Origin of the sequence: Blautia sp. An249 (genome assembly GCF_002159835.1) — a bacterium.
GTDB lineage: Bacteria > Bacillota > Clostridia > Lachnospirales > Lachnospiraceae > Blautia_A > Blautia_A avistercoris.
The window spans coordinates 73,704-93,288 of sequence record NZ_NFJL01000001.1; the positions used below are offsets into that span (position 1 = coordinate 73,704).

General features: G+C 46.2%; 19 protein-coding genes. 14 read left to right on the plus strand and 5 right to left on the minus strand.

Annotated elements, in window-relative coordinates; translation table 11 throughout:
- Window positions 1-475 precede the first annotated feature (475 nt).
- From B5F53_RS00380 to B5F53_RS00390, 3 genes are read left to right on the plus strand one after another with little or no spacing between them, the layout of a single operon-like run.
- Entirely contained in the window at window positions 476-949 is a 474-nt protein-coding gene (locus B5F53_RS00380; RefSeq protein WP_087218083.1) for a GNAT family N-acetyltransferase, read from the plus strand.
- 7 nt (window positions 950-956) lie between these two features.
- Entirely contained in the window at window positions 957-1,766 is an 810-nt protein-coding gene (locus B5F53_RS00385) for an MBL fold metallo-hydrolase (RefSeq protein WP_087218086.1), read from the plus strand.
- A gap of 32 nt (window positions 1,767-1,798) precedes the next feature.
- Window positions 1,799-2,473 (plus strand): CPBP family intramembrane glutamic endopeptidase, encoded by a 675-nt coding sequence (locus B5F53_RS00390; protein WP_087218089.1) that lies wholly within the window; start codon window positions 1,799-1,801, stop codon window positions 2,471-2,473.
- A gap of 5 nt (window positions 2,474-2,478) precedes the next feature.
- On the opposite strand, the gene B5F53_RS00395 is transcribed toward B5F53_RS00390, so the two are convergent.
- The 4 genes from B5F53_RS00395 to B5F53_RS00410 all read right to left on the minus strand — a co-directional run bounded on the left by B5F53_RS00395 (window position 2,479) and on the right by B5F53_RS00410 (window position 6,593).
- The gene (locus tag B5F53_RS00395; RefSeq protein WP_087218092.1) at window positions 2,479-3,888 is read right to left on the minus strand and encodes an MDR family MFS transporter; all 1,410 of its coding nucleotides are present in this window, start codon (window positions 3,886-3,888) and stop codon (window positions 2,479-2,481) included.
- Entirely contained in the window at window positions 3,885-4,325 is a 441-nt protein-coding gene (locus tag B5F53_RS00400; RefSeq protein ID WP_162610502.1) for a MarR family winged helix-turn-helix transcriptional regulator, read from the minus strand. The genes B5F53_RS00395 and B5F53_RS00400 overlap by 4 nt, the downstream gene beginning before the upstream one ends.
- A gap of 86 nt (window positions 4,326-4,411) precedes the next feature.
- Entirely contained in the window at window positions 4,412-6,304 is a 1,893-nt protein-coding gene (locus B5F53_RS00405; RefSeq protein ID WP_087218098.1) for a BlaR1 family beta-lactam sensor/signal transducer, read from the minus strand.
- Window positions 6,201-6,593, minus strand: coding sequence for a BlaI/MecI/CopY family transcriptional regulator (locus tag B5F53_RS00410; RefSeq protein ID WP_087218101.1), 393 nt, complete (start codon window positions 6,591-6,593; stop codon window positions 6,201-6,203). The genes B5F53_RS00405 and B5F53_RS00410 overlap by 104 nt, the downstream gene beginning before the upstream one ends.
- 146 nt (window positions 6,594-6,739) lie before the next feature.
- Between B5F53_RS00410 and B5F53_RS00415 the strand changes: the two genes are divergently transcribed.
- The 4 genes from B5F53_RS00415 to B5F53_RS00430 are packed head-to-tail and all read left to right on the plus strand — an operon-like array spanning window position 6,740 to window position 9,554.
- The gene (locus B5F53_RS00415) at window positions 6,740-7,273 is read left to right on the plus strand and encodes a methylated-DNA--[protein]-cysteine S-methyltransferase (RefSeq protein WP_087218103.1); all 534 of its coding nucleotides are present in this window, start codon (window positions 6,740-6,742) and stop codon (window positions 7,271-7,273) included.
- A gap of 23 nt (window positions 7,274-7,296) precedes the next feature.
- On the plus strand, window positions 7,297-8,499 hold the full coding sequence (locus B5F53_RS00420) for a class I SAM-dependent rRNA methyltransferase (RefSeq protein ID WP_087218106.1): 1,203 nt from the start codon (window positions 7,297-7,299) through the stop codon (window positions 8,497-8,499).
- A 39-nt stretch (window positions 8,500-8,538) separates the two neighbouring features.
- Window positions 8,539-9,072: a nitroreductase family protein gene (locus B5F53_RS00425; RefSeq protein ID WP_087218109.1), complete on the plus strand. Its 534-nt coding sequence runs from the start codon at window positions 8,539-8,541 to the stop codon at window positions 9,070-9,072.
- A gap of 14 nt (window positions 9,073-9,086) precedes the next feature.
- Window positions 9,087-9,554: an 8-oxo-dGTP diphosphatase gene (locus tag B5F53_RS00430; RefSeq protein WP_242970195.1), complete on the plus strand. Its 468-nt coding sequence runs from the start codon at window positions 9,087-9,089 to the stop codon at window positions 9,552-9,554.
- Between the two features lie 36 nt (window positions 9,555-9,590).
- Here the strand turns inward: B5F53_RS00430 and B5F53_RS00435 are convergent, their stop codons facing one another.
- Window positions 9,591-10,604: a LacI family DNA-binding transcriptional regulator gene (locus B5F53_RS00435; RefSeq protein WP_087218112.1), complete on the minus strand. Its 1,014-nt coding sequence runs from the start codon at window positions 10,602-10,604 to the stop codon at window positions 9,591-9,593.
- A gap of 293 nt (window positions 10,605-10,897) precedes the next feature.
- Between B5F53_RS00435 and B5F53_RS00440 the strand changes: the two genes are divergently transcribed.
- The 7 genes from B5F53_RS00440 to B5F53_RS00470 all read left to right on the plus strand — a co-directional run bounded on the left by B5F53_RS00440 (window position 10,898) and on the right by B5F53_RS00470 (window position 19,575).
- On the plus strand, window positions 10,898-12,058 hold the full coding sequence (locus tag B5F53_RS00440) for a uroporphyrinogen decarboxylase family protein (RefSeq protein ID WP_087218115.1): 1,161 nt from the start codon (window positions 10,898-10,900) through the stop codon (window positions 12,056-12,058).
- A gap of 20 nt (window positions 12,059-12,078) precedes the next feature.
- The gene (locus tag B5F53_RS00445) at window positions 12,079-13,377 is read left to right on the plus strand and encodes a nucleobase:cation symporter-2 family protein (RefSeq protein ID WP_087218118.1); all 1,299 of its coding nucleotides are present in this window, start codon (window positions 12,079-12,081) and stop codon (window positions 13,375-13,377) included.
- 63 nt (window positions 13,378-13,440) lie between these two features.
- Complete coding sequence (locus B5F53_RS00450) at window positions 13,441-14,928, plus strand: sugar ABC transporter ATP-binding protein (protein ID WP_087218121.1); 1,488 nt, start codon at window positions 13,441-13,443, stop codon at window positions 14,926-14,928.
- Window positions 14,929-14,940: 12 nt separating this feature from the next.
- On the plus strand, window positions 14,941-15,915 hold the full coding sequence (locus B5F53_RS00455; RefSeq protein WP_087218123.1) for an ABC transporter permease: 975 nt from the start codon (window positions 14,941-14,943) through the stop codon (window positions 15,913-15,915).
- Window positions 15,912-16,898, plus strand: a complete 987-nt coding sequence (locus tag B5F53_RS00460) for an ABC transporter permease (protein WP_087218126.1) — start codon at window positions 15,912-15,914, stop codon at window positions 16,896-16,898. The genes B5F53_RS00455 and B5F53_RS00460 overlap by 4 nt, the downstream gene beginning before the upstream one ends.
- Entirely contained in the window at window positions 16,895-17,848 is a 954-nt protein-coding gene (locus tag B5F53_RS00465) for a sugar ABC transporter substrate-binding protein (protein WP_087218129.1), read from the plus strand. The genes B5F53_RS00460 and B5F53_RS00465 overlap by 4 nt, the downstream gene beginning before the upstream one ends.
- Window positions 17,849-17,958: 110 nt before the next feature.
- Window positions 17,959-19,575, plus strand: a complete 1,617-nt coding sequence (locus B5F53_RS00470) for an amidohydrolase (RefSeq protein WP_087219023.1) — start codon at window positions 17,959-17,961, stop codon at window positions 19,573-19,575.
- Window positions 19,576-19,585: the final 10 nt, after the last annotated feature.

Genomic DNA, 19,585 nt, shown 5'->3' on the forward strand with positions numbered 1-19,585 from the left:
AACAATGAATATCAAAAGCTGAATCAAGTCAGCGTATGTAACATACATTGGCAACGCCCTCCTTTCTTCTTCAGTCTGGAGGGTTAGCCCCTCCGAAAAGCAGGAGGGTTAGCCGCCTTAGGCTCTCTGGTTTCCCATGTGGGAAGTATAGCATATCTTCCCTTCTTCGGCAATAATCAATAGACACTTGTATATAATCGGCGTATTACCGTAGTGGCAGAACGATAAATTCAGCTTTGCAGGAGTTATCCGGAGGCAAAAGCCAAAGAATAGTAAAAAATCAACTACATATCATTATTATTTTTATCAGGCATCTGTTTATTGGGCAGGTGCCATTTTTGTAAACAGATAGTATTCCTTTTATATACAGGAAACAGTTGGTAAATATCTGGTTTTTTATCTCCGGATGTTGTATGATTATGCTTACTATACCTATTTTCGTTTTCTATACGTTAAGATACAGGAGGCTGGAAAGATGATTCGAGAATTTCATGCACCAGAGGATACCAGACAGGTCATGGATTTGTGGCTTGAAGGAAATAAAGACGCACACTCTTTTATCCCTGAGGAATACTGGCGTTCTCATTTGGAAGAAGTGCAGGAACAGATATTACAGGCGGAAGTTTTTGTCTGTGATACAGGCGGAAAAATACAGGGGTTTATCGGTATTGTAAACGGATATATTGCCGGAATTTTCGTGGATAAAAACTACCGTTCCCGAGGGATTGGAAAACAGCTTTTAGATTACGCCAAGGAAAGACATGCGGCTTTTACCCTGAGCGTGTATCAAAAAAATACAGGGGCAGTTGCATTTTATCTGAGAGAAGGATTTTCTGTACGGTCAGAAGCTGTTGATGAGACCACAGGAGAATATGAATATACCATGTTCTGGAAAAAGAAGCAGACAGCTATAGAACAGGCATTCTGCAGTAAGAAAGATTTGAGGTGAAAATGATATGAAACTGATTATGTTGGGGACAGGAAATGCTCTTGTGACAGAATGTTATAATACCTGTTTTGTCCTGGAGGAGAACAGGGAATATTTTCTGGTAGACGGGGGAGGCGGAAACGGGATATTGAGACAGTTAAAGGATGCGGGAATTAACTGGAAAAAGATTCATGAGATTTTTGTCACTCATAAACATGTGGATCATTTGCTGGGGATTATCTGGATGGTTCGTATGATCTGCCAGTATATGAATCAGAATCAGTATCAGGGTGAAACCAGGATCTATGCCCATGAGGAAGTGACCGCCCTTATCCGGGAGATGACTCCAAAACTGCTTACGGAAAAAGAAGCGCAGTTTCTCGGAAAAAGACTGCATTTAATTAGTGTGGAGGATAAAGAAGAACGTTTGATTCTGGAAAGAAAGGTGACTTTTTTTGATATTCATTCTAAGAAGGCGAAGCAGTTCGGATTCTGTATGGAACTGGGAAAAGGACAGAAATTAACCTGCTGCGGAGATGAACCTTATAATGATTGGGAAGAAGCGTATGCGAAAGAAAGCCGGTGGCTGCTCCATGAAGCTTTCTGCCTGCATTCTCAGGCAGAGGTGTTTAAGCCTTATGAGAAACACCATTCTACTGTAAAAGACGCCTGTGAATTGGCGGAAAGATTAAAGGTAAAAAATCTGCTTCTATATCATACAGAAGATAAAAATATACGAAACAGGAAGAGCTGTTATTTTTCAGAAGGAAAGAACTATTTTCATGGGAATCTTTATATACCCGATGACCTGGAGGTACTGGAATTAGAGGAAGAATAAAAAAACAGGTAAAAGGACAGGAGTGTGACAGGATGAAAGAAAAGTACTGGTCAGAAGAAAAAATCAGAAAGACAGGTCTGCTTCACCTGGCTGTTGTCTTAGCGGCAGCTCTTATATCCTTAAAAGCAGGGGAAATGCTGCAGGATACGCTGCCGTTATCGGTAAGAGAAGCAGGGAGCGCCCTTCCTCCGGCTTTATGCAGCGGGGCGTTGTATCTGTTTTATAAAAGCAGATGGGATCTTAGTGAATACAATTTAAAGAAAGGATTTTCCAGGGCGGCCGGAGCACTCTACATTTTCGAGGAAGTGATTTTCCGGGGACTTTTTCAGAATATGATGTGTCATCTGTTAAAGAAAAAGAACAGAATATATCCAGTGGCTGCTTCTTCCCTTGTTTTTGCTCTCCTGCATCTGCTTAATCTGACAGAGAATCCGCAGTTTCTGCTGGGAACGCTCACTCAGGTGGGCTATACCTTCTGTCTGGGGATGCTGCTGGGAACAGCCTATCTTATCTCCGATTCTCTCTGGGCGGTGATTTTGCTTCACGGAGGCTTTAACTTTCTGGGACAGTTTGTCTCTGTTTTTCAGACGGGGGGACAGCAGCCTGTACAGGGAGACATTCCGCTGTCTGCCATGGTGATTCAGATAGCGGTGATGCTTCCCTGTATCTGGATTGCTTTAAAAATCAGGAAACGAAATTTTACGTAAAAGATTCAGGATTCCAGGGCTGCTTTTGCATTTTTAACAAAAAATACAGCGATGAGAAACAGAACCAGGGCGCCGGCAGTCATCCCCCAGAATGCGGTATTTAATCCGTGCATATTTGCTTCTGCGCCGGAAAGAGCAGCCGAATGTCCGGCTGTAAAAGTCATAATACCAACAAAAACGGCTGACCCGATGGCTCCCGCTATGGTACGCAGGGAGGTCAGAAGGGCGGTGCCGTCCGCCACAAGGGAGGGACGCAGATGGGAGGTTCCCCAGGTGATCAGGGGCATCATCAGGCATCCGATGGCAATGCAGCGGATGACATTGTAAAATGCAGCCAGGAAAAGCGGGGTATTCATAGTAATAAAGCCCATTCCCAGGTTGCTGATAACCAGAAAGGCAGCTCCTGCCACAAACAGAGTTTTCATCCCCAGCTTATCAAAGATTTTTCCGGCGAAGGGGCTGACAATTGCCATAGCCAGAGAGCCCGGGAGGGTAGTCAGACCGGAAACCGTAGCTGAATACCCCATAACAGACTGGACGTACAGGGGCATAATCACGGAAGACCCCATCATAATGAAGTAAAGAAGCATACTTCCGATTACACTGAGGGTAAAATACCGGTTATTGAGAATTCTCAGATCCAGGAAAGGCTCTGTAATTTTAAACTGGCGAAGGGCGAACAGGATGGAAGTCAGGATTCCAATTCCCAGCGGGAGCAGCACAAAGGGATGGGAGCCTCCGTAAGTTCCCAGATTGCCAATGCCAAGGGTAACGCCGCCAAAGGCGAAGATACTTAACAGGAAAGAGAGACTGTCGAATTTCTTCTGCCAGGTCTCCAGCACGTTATCGAAGATGCCCCAGGCGATGCAGAAGGCAATGACCATTACGAGCAATGCCAGAGCAAAGATGGCTCTCCAGTTTATGACATCTACCAGGATGCCGGCCAGAGTAGGGGCAATGACCGGGGCCGCGCCGCAGGCCAGTCCATACCAGCCCATAACCGTGCCCTTTTTCTCTTCCGGATAAATAGTAAGGATCACCACCTGAGCAATGGACATAAGAACGCCGTTTCCGCAGGCCTGCAGGATTCTTCCTGCCATCATGGTCAGAAAACTGCCGGAAAACAGGCTGATTACAAGTCCTGCCATAAAGACAAAGATGCCTCCCAGATACAGTTTCCGGGTGGGAAGCCTGTGAATCAGAAAAGCAGTAAAAGGCATAATAATTCCCATTGCCAGAGAATATCCGCTGGTGAGCCACTGGCCGGTAGACACGCTGATGGACAGATCCGCCGAGATAGGCGGCAAAGCAGTGGTCATGGCTGTGGAAAGCATGGAAGAAGCAATGGTAGAAACCAGGATGTTGAGAAAGATGAGAAATCTTTTTTTATCTGTCATTGATTTTGAAGCATTCATTTCGTTATCCCCCTCTGTTCATAATAATCTTTTATTTTCGTAAGAATCTGATATAACTGCTGTTTGTCATCCCCGGAAAGGGGATCAGTCAGTTCGTGATGTTCTTTCAGACGCAGGCTTCGTACCCGACGAACCTCTTCTTTTCCCTCTGAAGTAATAGAAAGGATATAGGTGCGCTTATCTTTCTCGGAAAGTCTCCTGGTAATGTATCCTTTTTTCTCTAATTTACTTACCAGTTCACTGAGAGAAGGAGAGCGTATTTCCAGAATGGCAGCCAAGGCTTTCTGAGAGATGAAATCCACTCCGTCTAAGAGAAACAGACATTTATATTGCCCGGAGAAAGGATTCACATTCTGAGGAAAAGACTTTGCCAGTTGATTTAACTGACGGACAACCTGATAAAACAGCTCCGTCAATTCCTGATCGGTTGGATTCAATGATGTCACTCCTTTATTATAAAATTAAGAGGTACCTCTTGTTTTTAGAGGTACCTCCGAATAATACAATAACTATACGGGGATTGTCAATCATAAATTTGTGACAGGATTCGTTCGGTCAGTTCTTTTGCCCGGTTCCCGGAAGCGTCGGAATCCGCCTGAATATTGGTGGCGAAATAGGAGACATTCCCCTGATTTTCCAGACAACCGACGAACCAGCCGCTGACTTCCTTCTGATCGATTTGCCCGGTGCCGGTTTTGCCGAAAAGACGCCCGCGGGAAGAGGAAGACAGGAACAGGGACTGCTTCACTGCGTTCACATTTTCAGCAGAAAAATGGAAATCATTATGATATAGTTTCTGCAGCAATTCCACCTGTTCTGCGGGTGAAATTTTCAGAGAAGAGTCGGTCCAGTACAGATCCAGACGGCGGCTCATTTTCTGATTTCCGTATCCTATTTCATCCAGATAATCCTGCACCTGCGAAGCCCCCAGAGCTTCATCAATTCTCTGAAAATACCAGTTGACGGAGTTTTTTATGGCGGAATTCAGATCCTGATCGGCCTCCCAGGCATCTATGGGAAAGCTTTGGCCATCCCATGCCATCCGGGAATCTTCCGGAGTGATAATGCCCGATTCCAGCCCCAGAAGGGCGTCATAAATTTTGTAAGTGGAATAGGGGGAAGTCCTGGTGAGGGCAGCCTCCTGATTATAAATCTGCCAGAGGTCTTTTCCTTCATCATAGAGAACAAAGCATCCTTCATATCCTTCAAACTCCCGGCTGAGATCCAGATAAGTAACTGTTTCCGGCGCTTTTTCAAAGGAATACCTGTCCTCTGAGGCGTCGGATGCGAAAACGGGAGAAATTCCCACGGTAAAAGTCAGAGCCAGCAGACAGATAAAAGCGCCCAGAGTTCGTTGGCGGCGGGTACTTTTTCGGTAAGAGGCAATCTGAAGAATTCGCTGTTTTAACTGTTTTTTGGCTGCACCCATGGGGACAGCCAAAAAAAGAGAAGGCTTTTGCAGACTTTCTGTAACCTGAAGGAGTGTGAAGCCATAAGCGGAATAATCGCATTCCGGAAGCAGTTCCAGGACAGAAGCGTCACAGGCCAGTTCCCGTTCTCTTCGGAGCGTTTTCTGCATATACCAGACCAGGGGATTGAACCAGTATAAAATACAGGCTGCATTGGCCAGGCAGCTCATAAGGATGTCGTTGCTGCGGTAATGCTGCAGTTCATGAAGAAACATAAAGCGCATATCTTCAGCAGAAAAGTCCGAGATCATCCGGATGGGAAGATAAATACGGGGCCGGAAAAATCCGGCCAGAACAGGAGACGGCAGAAATGCCGTGCTGTAAACAGGAATTCTTCGCCGGATGTTCAGTTCGCTGAGGCAGCTTTCGCAGATATGCCTTACGTTCTCGTTTTGCAGCAAAAGGGCCGATTTGCGAATCCGTTGCAGCAAAAGCCAGGAGCGGAAAAAGGATAGGGAAAAAAAGAGGATTCCCAGTATCCAGACAATCAGTAAAAGGCAGCATATGGCAGAAGGAACCGGACGGCTGATGGAAACCGAAAAATCAGGAAGCTCATTGACGAAGAAGGCTGACGGAGTCCGTCCGGATGTCTGTCCTGCCGGAAGAAAAGCGGCAGAAGAGACTGCAGCTTTTTGGGGCAGCCAGGACCAGAGCCATGCAAAGTCTTCCCGCTTTAGAGGGAGAAAGGGAAGAAGAAACAGGAAAAAAAGAGGAAACCATAAGCGATACTGGGTACGGCTGGATAAAAGGTTTCTTCCCAGGTATTTGATCCCTGACAGAAGGCTAATGCACAGGCAGAGAAACAGATTACAGATTAAAAAATGGATTACAAAGGGCAGCAGATTAATCCCCTCCTTTCTCCCGGTGGTGACAGAGAAGGCCGCGGAGGGTTTCCAGCTCCGACGGGGAGAATGTTTCCTCCTCCAGGTACGAACATACCATGGCAGTCAGATCTCCGCCATAATAGCGGTTCAGAAAGGAACTGCTCTTTTGCCGGAGGTATTCCTGTTCCTGAACCAGAGGAGTATAAACAAAAACCCGGCCCTGCTTTTCATAGGTAAGGGCTTTTTTTGACACCAGGCGTTTTAACATGGTCTGGATGGTTTTCGGACTCCAGTCCGTGACGGATACCAGCATTTCTGTTACCTGATTGGTGTTGATGGGAGCGTATTTCCAGATGATTTTCATCACTTCAAATTCTGCTTCTGAAATCTGCGGAAGCTTTTCTGGTTTCATTTTCATTCCTCCAATCTTACGATTGTAATAGTTATATTATAAAGGCAGAACCCAAGGAAGTCAAAGGGAAGACGAAGAAATCTTGAAACAAAAGGGCTGGGATGATATATTAGGATAAAAGGCGAAGGGAATTGGAGGTTTAAAATATGACGGCTGTTTATAAATATGCTTCTCCCCTTGGAGAAATTACCATAGCAGGCTCGGAAAAAGGAGTGACGGGGCTCTGGCTGGAAGGGCAGAAATATTTTGCAGAGACGCTGCCCGGGGACTGTACAGAGGAAATGCTGCCTGTTTTTAAACAGACAAAAGAATGGCTGGATGTCTATTTCAGCGGAAGAGAGCCGGATTTTCTGCCTCCTTTGCAGCCGGAAGGATCTCCGTTCAGAAAGGCGGTCTGGAAGATCCTGTTGGAGATTCCTTATGGACAGACTATGACCTACGGAGAAATTGCAGAGAGAATGGCCCGGCAAATGGGTAAGACTTCCATGTCGGCTCAGGCAGTGGGAGGAGCAGTGGGGCATAATCCGATTTCCATTCTGATTCCCTGCCACAGGGTGGTGGGAACCAATGGAAGCTTAACCGGATATGCAGGAGGTATCCGGAAGAAAATACAATTACTTACTCTGGAGAAAGTGGATATGGAGCGATTCTTTATTCCCAAAAAGGGAACCGCTCTTTAAACGAAAAGACAGGAGGAACGAAAATGGCAGACGCAGTGGTAGTGCTGAAAAAAGGAGGGGGACGTTCTCTGAAAATGGGAGGTCTCTGGATTTACGATAACGAAGTGGCGCAGGTTATGGGAAGTTTTGAGGATGGAGATCTGGTTTTTGTCCGGGACTTTGACGGCTATCCTCTGGGAAGAGGATTTATCAACCGCAATTCCAGACTGCTGGTTCGGATGATGACCCGCAATTCTCATCAGGAGATTGACGATGCCTTCCTTCGGATGCGGGTAAAAAATGCCTGGGAATATAGGAAAAAGGTGGTAGATACCAAAAGCTGCCGGCTCATTTTCGGAGAAGCGGATTTCCTTCCGGGGCTTGTAATCGATAAGTTTTCTGATGTGCTGGTAGTGGAATCCCTGGCTCTTGGAATTGATCGGATGAAGATGAAAATCGTGGAGCTTCTCAAAGAGGTGCTGGCTGAGGACGGAATTGAGATTCGGGGCGTTTATGAAAGAAGCGATGCAAAAGTCCGGGAGCTGGAGGGAATGGAACGGTATAAGGGCTTTCTGGGAGAGCCTTTCGATACGAAAGTGGAAATAGAGGAAAACGGAGTCCGCTATCTGGTAGATGTAAAAGAAGGACAGAAGACGGGATTTTTCCTGGATCAGAAATATAACCGGAAAGCCATCGGAAGGCTCTGCAGGGGAGCAGAGGTTCTGGACTGTTTTACCCATACGGGATCCTTTGCCTTAAATGCGGGACTTGCCGGGGCTTCTCATGTAATTGGTGTGGATGCTTCCCAGCTTGGCGTGGAGCAGGCAAGAGAGAATGCAGCTTTGAATCATCTGGAAGATCGAGTGGAATTTCTGTGTGCAGATGTGTTTGATTTGCTGCCTGAACTGGAACGGCAGGGGAAGAAATTCGATGTAGTGATTCTGGATCCGCCGGCTTTTACCAAATCCAGAAATTCCATAAAGAAAGCAGTAAAAGGGTACCGGGAGATCAATCTGCGCGCCATGAAACTGGTAAAAGACGGAGGGTACCTGGCCACCTGTTCCTGTTCTCATTTCATGGACTACCAGCTTTTTACTCAGACTATCGGACAGGCAGCCAGAAATGTACATAAACGTCTGCGGCAGGTGGAGTACCGTACCCAGTCGCCGGATCATCCGATTCTGTGGGCGGCAGAGGAATCTTATTATCTGAAATTCTATATTTTCCAGGTATGCGGCGAATTCTAACTATTAAAAAAGTTTTTAGATCTAAGAAAGGAGAACGATATGGAACTGCAGGAAGCATTACAGAAACGAAGGAGCGTTCGTTCCTATCAGAAACAGAAGGTAGAAGAAGAAAAGATTAAAAAGATGCTGGAGGCGGCGATTCTGGCTCCTTCCTGGAAAAACTCCCAGGTGACCAGGTATTATGTGGTAACGGGAGAGGAAATGCTGGAGAAAGTAAAGGAAACCCTGCCGGAATTTAACAGAAAAAATGTACAGGACGCACCGGTTCTGATTGTTTCGGCAATCATCCGGGATCGTTCCGGATTTGAAAGAGACGGGACGCCTTCCAACGAACTGGGAAACGGCTGGGGATATTATGACTGTGGAATGCAGAGTATGAATCTGCTGCTGGCGGCAAAAGAACAGGGACTGGATACGCTGGTGATGGGGATCCGGGATGCCGGAAAAATCGCAGAGCTTCTGGAGATTCCTAAAGAGCAGTCCGTAGTCAGTGTAATAGGCGTGGGCTACAGTCAGGCAGAGCCTGCTATGCCAAAGCGAAAAACGGTAGCAGACATTGCCAGGTTTTATTAACAGGGAGGGCAGCTTTGAGCCAGGATGAGAAACGAAAGCCAGATGCGGTCTGCTTTACGAATATGTGTATGGTATATGACGGGAAAGGCAGAATCCTTGCACTGGATAAAGAAAATGATACTTATACAGGAACCACCTTTCCCGGCGGACATGTGGAAAAAGGAGAAACCTTTCAGGAAGCCGTAATCCGGGAAGTTCGGGAAGAGACGGGACTTGAGATTGAAAATCCTCAGTTATGCGGAGTTTATCACTGGATAAAATCGGGAGTTCATCAGGTTTTGTTTCTGTATAAGACCCAGGAGTATAAAGGGACATTGAGACGATCAGAAGAAGGGCCTGTTTACTGGATTGAGCGGGAAGCCTTTAAGAAGAAGGAGCTGGCCGGAGGAATGGAATATGTCCTGAAAATCATGGAATCCCCGCAGATAAACGAATGCTATATGCGTCTGGAAAACGGAAAATATGTGGAAACCCTCTATTAGGAGGCGCAAGCCGGCAGGAACAATTCTGCCGGCTTTTTATGGAATTAAATGCTTTTTGTAGCCGCAGGATTTCCGGATGGTCAGTTCCGGAGTCAGAAGAATTTCCTTTTTGGGAAAAGAAGCGTCTGAAAGCCGCTCAAATAAAAGTTCTGCCGCTATAGTTCCCATTTCGTAAGCAGATACGTCGATACAGGTCAGCGGAGAAAAGCAGATGGAGGCCCAGTCCGGCTCATAAAAAGAGACAATAGCAATATCTTCCGGAACCCGTATATTATGGGAATGTAAATAGTTAAGGCAGCCCAGGGTCATAAGATTATTGCCGATAAAAATCGCAGTGGGAGGCGTCTCCAGTTTCAGCAAGTCCCGGGTGGCTCTGTAGGCAGACTCGGCGGAGAAATCACAGGCACAGATATAAGAGTCTTCAATGGGAAGACGGCCGTCTTTCAGTGCGTTTAAATATCCCTGCAGACGCATCTGCCCGGGATAGGTGTCCTGCTTACCGCTGATGGTAGCGATTTTTTTGTGGCCGTTTCGAATCAGGTGAGTGACAGCCCGGTAAGCTCCGTAGTGATCATCAATCCCCACAAAGTCCGCTTCCACACAGGAGCATTTCCGGCTGATCATCACGAAGGGAATGTCCTGATAATTGATTTTCTTTAAACTGGGATCGTCTTCAGAAACCACAGAGATGACAAAGCCGTCGCACAGTCTGCCCCGGATTCCCTCCAGGTAGCTGTTTTGTTTCTCCAGGTTTTCATCAGTATTGCACAGAAGGAGACGGTACTTATGCTGGAGGCACACATCCTCCACACCTCTTGCAATATTGGTATAAAAAGGATTGCATACATCCGGAATCACCAGTGCGATTTGATTGGTTTTTCCCCGGATCATACTCTGAGCCACAGTATTTGGCGTATACCCCAGCTCTTCAATTGCCTTTAAGACTTTTATTCTGGTATTTTCAGAACCAAAATCAGACTCATTTAAAACTCTTGAAATCGTAGAGACGGACATCCCCACTTTATTTGCCACATCTTTTAAAGTAACCATATCGAATTGCTGTCCTCCTGTAAAATAAAAGTAATACGTTTTATCTCAGATGTTCTTCATTAAGTATAGACGATTTAAGGAAAAAAGAAAAGACAGAGAAAAATAAATAAAGGGATTGACAGAGAAAAAATAAAACGTTATACTTAAAAAAGAAAAGATAATACTATTAAATATGAAATATTATCAGAAAACAACAGGAAAATATGTATAAAATATACGAAAATAACCCTATAATGCGCGCGGATATAGGTTAAATAAGTAAAACGTTATATAAAGGAGGAGAGAAAGAACACATGAAAGCTCAGTTAAGTTCCAGAGAGAGGGTAAATCGCAGTTTAAACCATGAGGAAACGGATCGGATTCCTCTGGATTTAGGCTCCACTCCGTTTACTACACTTCACCTGGAAGTGGCAAAAGACCTGAACCGTTATTTCGGACTGACCCAGGAGAAGTATGAGTTTGTGTCCTTTAGCGCTCAGGCAGTGAAAATAAGTCCGGCGCTGAAAGAGAAACTGAACATTGATACCTGCGGTGTGACTACCCGTCTGCCGGATTCCTATAAGATGGTCATCGATGAAACAAACTCCTATGTGGATGAATGGGGGATTCAGTATCGGAGAGTTCCTCATTCCTTTCAGTACGATTTTGTAAAAAATCCTCTGGAAGAAGCCGATTTAGAGGAACTGGAAAACTTTGAATTCCCGGATCCGGTGGACGATACCCGGTTTGCCGGATTTCGGGAACAGGTAAAACAGCTCTATGATGAAACGGACAAAGCAATTGTATTAAATCCTCCCTATGGATGTCAGATCATGGCGGTGGAGGCGTGGCTGACGGGGTTTGAAAGGCACTACTGTGACATTGCAACGGATCATGAGTTTCTTCACGCCTTGTCGAAAAGGCTGCTGGACTGGTATGAGAAATGGCTGGACAGAGCTCTGGACGAAGTGGGAGAATACATTTCCGTGGTGGCCTGTGCAGATGATCTGGGAATTCAGTCAGGGCCGATGATTCGGCCGGAGACGTATCGGGAGTTATTCCAACCCTACCATAAACAATTGTATAACTACATAAAGGAAAGAACAGACGCTAAGATCTTTCTGCATTCCTGTGGCTCTGTGGTGCAGTTTATGGATGATATGATTGAAAATGGAGTAGAAATTCTCAATCCGGTTCAGGTAACGGCTAAGGACATGGATACTCAGTATTTAAAGAAGAACTGGGGAGACAGACTGACCTTCTGGGGAGGCGGATGCAATGCGCAGAAGATTCTGCCTTTTGGAACAGTCGAAGAAGTGAAAGAAGAAGTACACCGCAGAGTCCGGGATTTAAAACCTCAGGGAGGATTTGTATTTGCACCCATTCATAACGTGCTTCCGGGAATCAGCGGAGAAAAAGTGGCTGCCATGTATCAGACGGCATGGGAATGCGGACAGTATAAGCCGTCCTATTAAGTAAGAGAGGAGGGGACAGGATGGATGAAATTAATCAAAAACTTTCAGTATCAAGATTAGGTGTGCTGGGTCTGCAGCATGTACTGATTTTGTATTTCAGCTCGGTATCAGTTCCTATTATTGTGGGAAATGCGCTGGGATTTTCCACAGAGGAAACGGCGTTTCTGATTAACGCCAGTCTTTTATGCGCGGGAATTGCTACCCTGGTACAGAGTATTGGATTCGGGAAATATGTGGGCTTAAAGCTTCCTGTTATGCAGGGAATGACCCTGATGGCATCGGGAGGACTTACTGCCATTGCCACCGGCTATGATATTCAGACCGTGTTTGGATCCGTCATTGCTTCCGGAATTGTCTGTCTGGCAGTGGGGCCGGTATTCGGAAAACTGATGCCTCTGTTTCCGGGAATCGTCAGAGGCTGTGTAATCAGTATTGTGGGACTTACCCTGATTCCGGTGGCGGTAAACTGGATTGCAGGAACCAAGGACACCCCTATGTACGGACATCCCAGGAATTTCCTGCTGACATTAATTGTAGTGGCTGTTATTGTTGTATTAAATAAATTTGCCAGTGGCTTTGTGAAGAATATTGCGGTTCTGATTGCTCTGTGCGCCGGATTCCTGGCTGCTGTTGCCATGGGAATGGTGGATCTTTCCCAGGTGGCGGATGCATCCTGGTTTGGTGTGACCCTTCCGTTCCATTTCGGAATGCCGAAATTTGCAGTTACACCTATTTTATCTCTCAGCATTGTCATGCTGGTAATTATGGCGGAGTCGATTGTAATCTATCTGGCCATCGGGGAGATTGTAGAGAAAGAGATTACGGAACAGGACATGACCAGAGGCTTTCTGGCCAATGGAATCAATGCTATCTTTTCCGGAATTTTCAACTCTTTTGTCTTTACTTCGTTTACTCAGAATATCGGTTTGGTAGCTCTTACCAGAGTAAAGAGCAGATATACCACAGCGGCGGGCGGAGTAATCTTAATTTTGCTGGGCTTCTTTCCCAAAATAGCCACCGTGGTGGCATCCATTCCCTCTCCGGTACTGGGAGGCGTAGGGATTGTGGTGTTTGCTACCATTACCACAAGCGGAATGAAAACCATGTTAAGCAGTGGACTGGAGAAGGGGGAAAATGCGCTGATTGCGGCCCTTTCTATCGGAGTGGGACTTGGCTCTACCCTGCTTAAGAATCTGTCTGCGTTTGCAGCCTTCCATTCCAATATCCGGATCTTTCTGGAAGACGGTGTGATTACCGGATGTATTACGGCTGTGGTTCTGAATCTGATTTTTAATGGTTTAAAAGAAAAAAAGAAATGATAACCAGCCGGATGTGAAGGCGTTTTCCATCCGGCTGAATTTGTCAGAGAAAGGAGGGGTTAGATGGAAAGCCCGCAAGCCGTATTGGAAATGAAAGGGATCCGGAAGCATTTCTCTGAAAATCTGGTATTAAAAGATGTGGATTTTACTTTAAGGGCAGGTGAGGTTCATGCCCTTTTAGGAGCTAACGGCGCGGGGAAATCCACGCTGATGAAGATTGCCTGCGGAGTTCTTCCCTACGACCGGGGTCAGGTTTATGTGAGAGGAAAACAGGTACAGTTCCGGTCAGTGACAGAAGCCCGAAACGCCGGTCTGGCTATGATACATCAGGAACTGAGTCTGTTAAAAAACCGATGTGTATACGAGAATATTTTCATGGGAAGAGAGCTGACGAAACCAGGTTTTCCTGGTCTGTTAGACGAGAAAAAGATGATAGAAATCAGCCGGAAGATCCTGGGAGAGATGGGATATGAATTAGACCCGCAGAGAAAGACAGCAGATCTCAGTGTAGCCTGGCAGCAGATTGTAGAGATTGCCAAGGCTGTCTGGAAAAAAGCGGATATTATAATTATGGACGAGCCTACTTCCAGTCTCACGAAACAGGAGACCAGTCAACTGTTTCAGTTAATCGGCAGGCTGAAGGGGGAAGGCTGCGGTATCGTCTATATTTCTCATAAAATAGAAGAATTGTTTCAGATTGCAGACAGAATTACTGTACTAAACCAGGGAAAGGTCTGCCTGGAAAAGGAGATGTCACAGGTTTCAAAAGAAGAGCTTCTGTATGCTATGACAGGGAAACATATTTATGAAACCAGAAGGGAAAAAGCACGGACAGGAGAGGGGATTCTGCGGGTGGAAGGACTGGGCGGAAAAGGATTTCACAACTGCAGTCTCTCCGTCAGAAAAGGGGAGATTGTATCCATAACCGGAATTGTGGGAGCCGGAAGGAGCGAACTGGTCAGCAGTATTTTCGGGATAAATAAAGCGTCAGAAGGAAAAATTTTCCTGTTGGGGGAAGAAGTTCCTCTGCGTCATTCTCCCTCTTATAGTATAAAAAAGAAACTGGGGCTTTTGCCCGAAGATCGGAAAAAACAAGGGCTGATTATGGGAATGTCTGTGGAGAGAAACATTGTCCAGGCGGCATTGAACCTGCTGTTTCCCAGAGGGTTTATTTCAGCCTCTGCTGTTTCTGAACAGGCCGGAAAGTATGGCCGCCAGGCATTGTACCAACAGGAAATGGAGAAACTTCCGGAAAAGTTAAGCGGAGGAAATCAGCAGAAGGTTGTGCTGGCAAAATGGCTCTGTACAAACTGTCAGATACTCATTTTTGATGAACCCACAAAAGGGATCGATGCGGCGGCCAGAGAAGAAATTTACCGGCTAATGGAGGAACTGGCACGGCAGGGAAAAGGAATTCTGATGGTATCTTCTGACCAGAGAGAGGTACTGCAGATGAGCGATCGGGTTTATGTGATGAAACAGGGAACGATAAGCAGAGAATTAAAAAGAGAGGAAATAACAGAAGAAAAAATCATTTCAGCGGAATTTTAAGGGGATGGGAAAATGAGAAGAGGTGAAAAAAACAGGACTTCTCAGAGGGAAGGAATCGCTGCGCTGCAGGGTACAATTATGGTGTTTTTACTTTTTTCCATAGTTTCTGACAATTTTTTTACTGTGTACAATATATCGAATGTATTAAAAAACAGCGCTGTTTTATTTCTTGTATCCATTGGAATTACAATGGCAATTGTAATAGGCTGCAACGATATTTCAGCAGGTTCCGTGATGTCGGTAAGCGGTATAATAACAGCTCTGCTGTTAAAGAACGGGTTCGGACTTTGGACTGCCATTGCTGCCGGACTGGGGACGGGAATCCTGGCCGGCGTTTTAAACGGTATTCTGATTGTGTGGTTTCAGGCCAATTTCTGGGTTGCTACTTTTGCAACCTATAGCATTGCACAGGGCGCTGCCCTGGTTATGAGTAACGGAAACGGGATTGCAGGTTTTCCGGGCGCTTTTCGTTTCCTGGGAACAGGGAGGCTGGCCGGGATTTATGTGATTGTATATCTTGCTTTTTTTATGGGAGCCGGAGCCTGGTTTCTTATGAAAAAGACACGTTTTGGAGAACATATTTATGCAGTGGGCGGAAGTGAAGAGATTGCCCGCCTTTGCGGACTGTCTGTGGAAAAAATAAAGTTCGGAGTCTTTGTACTAAGCGGAACACTTGCGGGGGCCGCCGGGATTTTATTGGCGGCGAAAACGAACGTGGCTATGCCTTCGGGAGGCGCCGGATATGAATTCGACGCCATTGCGGCCGCCATGATTGGAGGCACTTCTCTGGAAGGGGGAAAAGGAACCATTCAGGGAACGGCGGTAGGCGTTTTTCTGATAACCATATTAAGAAATGGGCTGACTGTTCTGGGAATTTCTTCTGTTTTTCATTATCTTCTGATTGGTCTGATAATTATGGGGGTGATTATTCTGGATGTGACCCGTACAAGAGTGCAGGAGAGGAAAAAAGGAGGGAGGAGAGGTTGAAAAGCACAAGAAGACAGAAAATTTTTTCCTATGTTCCCCAGGTCGTCATGCTGTGGACGTTAGTACTGTTTCTTTCGGTAACAGAGCCGGCCTTTTTAACAAAAGAAAATCTGAGCAATATTTTTATCGGTCAGGTGCCTTTTTTACTGTTGCTTAGCCTGGGGATGACAATCTCTGTCATTGTCAGGGGACTGGATTTATCAATCGGCTCCAACATGGCGCTGTCCAGTTGTATTGCCGGACTGGTAATGAAACAGGCAGGGATGCTGCCGGGAATTCTGTCCGGACTTCTGACAGGCTGTCTGCTTGGAATGGCTAATGGGATACTGATTGCTAAAGTCCGCCTTCCCGCCTTTATTGCAACATACGGAATGGACTGGATTGGAAAAGGGCTTGCCTATGTGCTGATGATGGGAACCACTGCCTATGGATTTTCCCCCGCCTTCCGTAGTCTCAGCCTGGGAAGTACCGCTGGAATTCCTCACCTGCTGCTGATATGCCTCACAGGGTTTGCTGTGGTCTGCTTCCTCTTTTCCAGGACGGTATTCGGATGGAAAGTGTATGCAGTGGGCTTAAATACCCAGGGAGCAGTCTGCAGCGGAGTGGAAGTTGACAGGATTCTGACAGGCGCTTACATGCTGAACGGTCTGTTGGCTGGTTTGACAGGGCTTCTGTATATCAGTCAGCTGGATGCAGTAGATCCTACCATTGGAGAAGGATGGAGTATGAAACTGATTGCGGCTGTGTTAATCGGAGGCGCATCTATGAAGGGCGGTAGAGCCACTATGGGGCATACTCTGTTTGGGGTGCTGATTCTGGCAATTCTGACGAATGGGATTAATCTCTGGGGTGTTTCCTCTCTGTGGCAGCAGGTTGTTACAGGATGCGTGATCCTTTTTTCCATTCTGTTGGAACAGAGCAGCCGCCTGTTTAGAGCATATATGGAAAAGCGTCAGTGGGAGCAAAAGGAGAAAAAGATATGAAGAGATCGGTTTCCTGGGGGATTTGTATTATTCTGGCCGGGATTCTGGCCGTAAAAGTAATCACCGGCCAGAACGGTCAGGAAGAACCGAAAAAAGTGGCGGTTATCTTAAAAGGACTTACTACTTCCTACTGGTATTCGGTAAAAGACGGGGCGGAGGCAGCAGCAGAAGATTTGGGAGTAGAGATTGATATTTTAGCCCCGGTAAAAGCAGACAGCAATGAACTTCAGCTTCAGCTTCTGGAAGAAGCGGTGGGAGGTCAGTACGAAGTAATCTGCATCAGCCCGGCAGATTCCCGGGGGATTCTTCCGGGAATTGAACTGGCAAACGACGCAGGGATTCCTGTTGTGAATTACGCCACCGGTATAGACGGAGATGTGGAGATTGCAAGTTTCATCCGAATTGAAGATTTTGATGCAGAATATCAGGTGGCATCCCGTCTCTGCGATATAATTGGAGAAGGGGAAGTTGTTATTCTGGAGGGGCCGGCAGGACAGCAAAATGCCATAGATAAAACGGAAGGTGCGAAAAAAGCCATCGAAGAACATCCTCAAATCCAGCTTGTGGCCTCCCAGACAGCCAACTGGATCCGTAACGAGGCCTTTGTGGTGACCCAGAACCTCCTGCAGGCCCACCCTGATATCCGGGGAATCATTGCATGCAACGACGATATGGCAGTGGGTGCGGCAGAAGCGGTGGAGCAGGCAGGAAAAAAGGGAGAGATTTCTATCAGCGGGATGAATTGCGCGGATTTTGCCCTGGAAGCCATAAAAGAGGGAAGAATTCACGTTACCATTGACGTTATGGCTTACGAACTGGGGTATCAGGCTGTAGAAGTGGCAGATAAAATCAGGAACGGGGAAGAATATGAAGAAAATATTATCATGGAAACGGAGATATGTGATATAGAAAACGTAGAAAAGATGGAGAAGAAGCATCAGAGAGAATAGGCAGGACTTTATTCTCTTTTCTGTTCTTGAGACTTTCCGGGAAAAGGGATATACTGGGAAGAAAGAGAGCCTTCCTATGTGGTTTGGCAAAAGAGAAAGGAAATAAAGTCATGGAAAACAGAAAAGGATGTATATTTGAAAACGGAAAAATTTTTACATCCGATAAGAACAACTTATATGCAGATTCTATGATTGTAGAAGAAGGCCGGATTCGCTGGATTGGGAAGAGAGACAGCCGTCCGGACTGCGACTATGAAAAGGTGGATCTCGGGGGTGCGTGTGTCATTCCTGGATTTGTAGACGCTCATATGCACCCGGTGATGCTGGCGGATTTCAGCAGGAAAATTTCTGCACTGCCTCCGAAAGTCCATTCTATCGAAGAACTGGCAGAAGAAATCAGGAAAAAGCGAAAAGAGCAGGGGCCGGGTCAGTGGATTCAGGGTTGGGGTTATGATGAAGGAAAATTTTCGGAAAGACGTTCTCCTAACCGTTATGATTTGGATCGGGGGTGTGACGACGCACCTGTATCTATCCTCCGGACCTGCAGTCATATCCGCTGTGTGAACAGCTATGCCCTGAAAATGGCAGGAATCGACAGAAATACGCCGGATCCTCCGGGAGGAGAAATCGAAAGGGATGAAAAGGGGGAACCCACCGGTGTTTTGAAAGAGAATGCAAGAAACCTGATTATTCCCTTTATCCCCGAAGAAAAGAGGGAAGACACGGTACAGAGTCTGGTGGATTTAGGAGAGCTTCTGTTATCTCAGGGAATTGTGGCCGTCACCGATATGGGAAACCTGGACGGAGGGGACAATTATCTGCTGTATGAGGAAGCGGCAGAAAAAGGATTTAAACAGGAAGTGGCCGTTTATTATATATGGGATTTCTTTATGGATAAAGAAGACTTTACTCTTCCGGAAGAGGGAAGGCAAAAAGACAGGCAGATCTTTGCCGCAGGGCTGAAACTGATTGGGGACGGAAGTGTTTCCGGAAGAACTGCCTGGATGGAGAAACCATATCTGGGAAGTGAGAAAGAATATGGGATTTCTGTCTGCACAGACCGGCAGATGGAGACGGCCATTGAATTCTGTAAAAAAAATCACTGTCAGCTTTCTATGCATGCAATGGGAACAAAAGCCATCGCCCGTGTGGTAGACAGAGCGGCCAGGGAAGAAAAATGGACTTTGGATGATACTCCCTATGTCCGTGTAGAGCATATTACCGATCCTCGGGAGGAGAGTATTAAACTGGCAGCGGAAAAAGGAATCGGCTTTGCCACCCAGCCTATTTTTATGTATGCGGAGATTGAAAGTTATTTAAAAAATCTGGGCGAAGCATGGATGAAAACCTGTTATCCTGTCCGCCATATGCTGGAGAAAGGGGTAAAAGTCTGCTTTTCAACCGATGCTCCGGCTACCTCCTGGGCGGAGCCGTCCGATCCCTTCCCCTGCCTGAAAGGAGCTGTTACGCGAAGGGCTTACGATGGCACAGATTGCGGACAAGAGCAGGCAGTAGATGTGGAAACAGCCATTCAGTTATATACCAGAGAGGCGGCTGAAATGGCCGGATTTCAGAAACTGGGGCAGTTGAAATCGGGATACAAAGCGGATTTCGTAATTCTGGACAGAGATATTTTCCGGATTTCCAGGGAAGATATTGATAAAGTGAAGGTACAGGAAGTCTATATAAAAGGGAAAAGAGAGTTTCTCAGACAGACAAAAAAATGAGAAGGGAGAA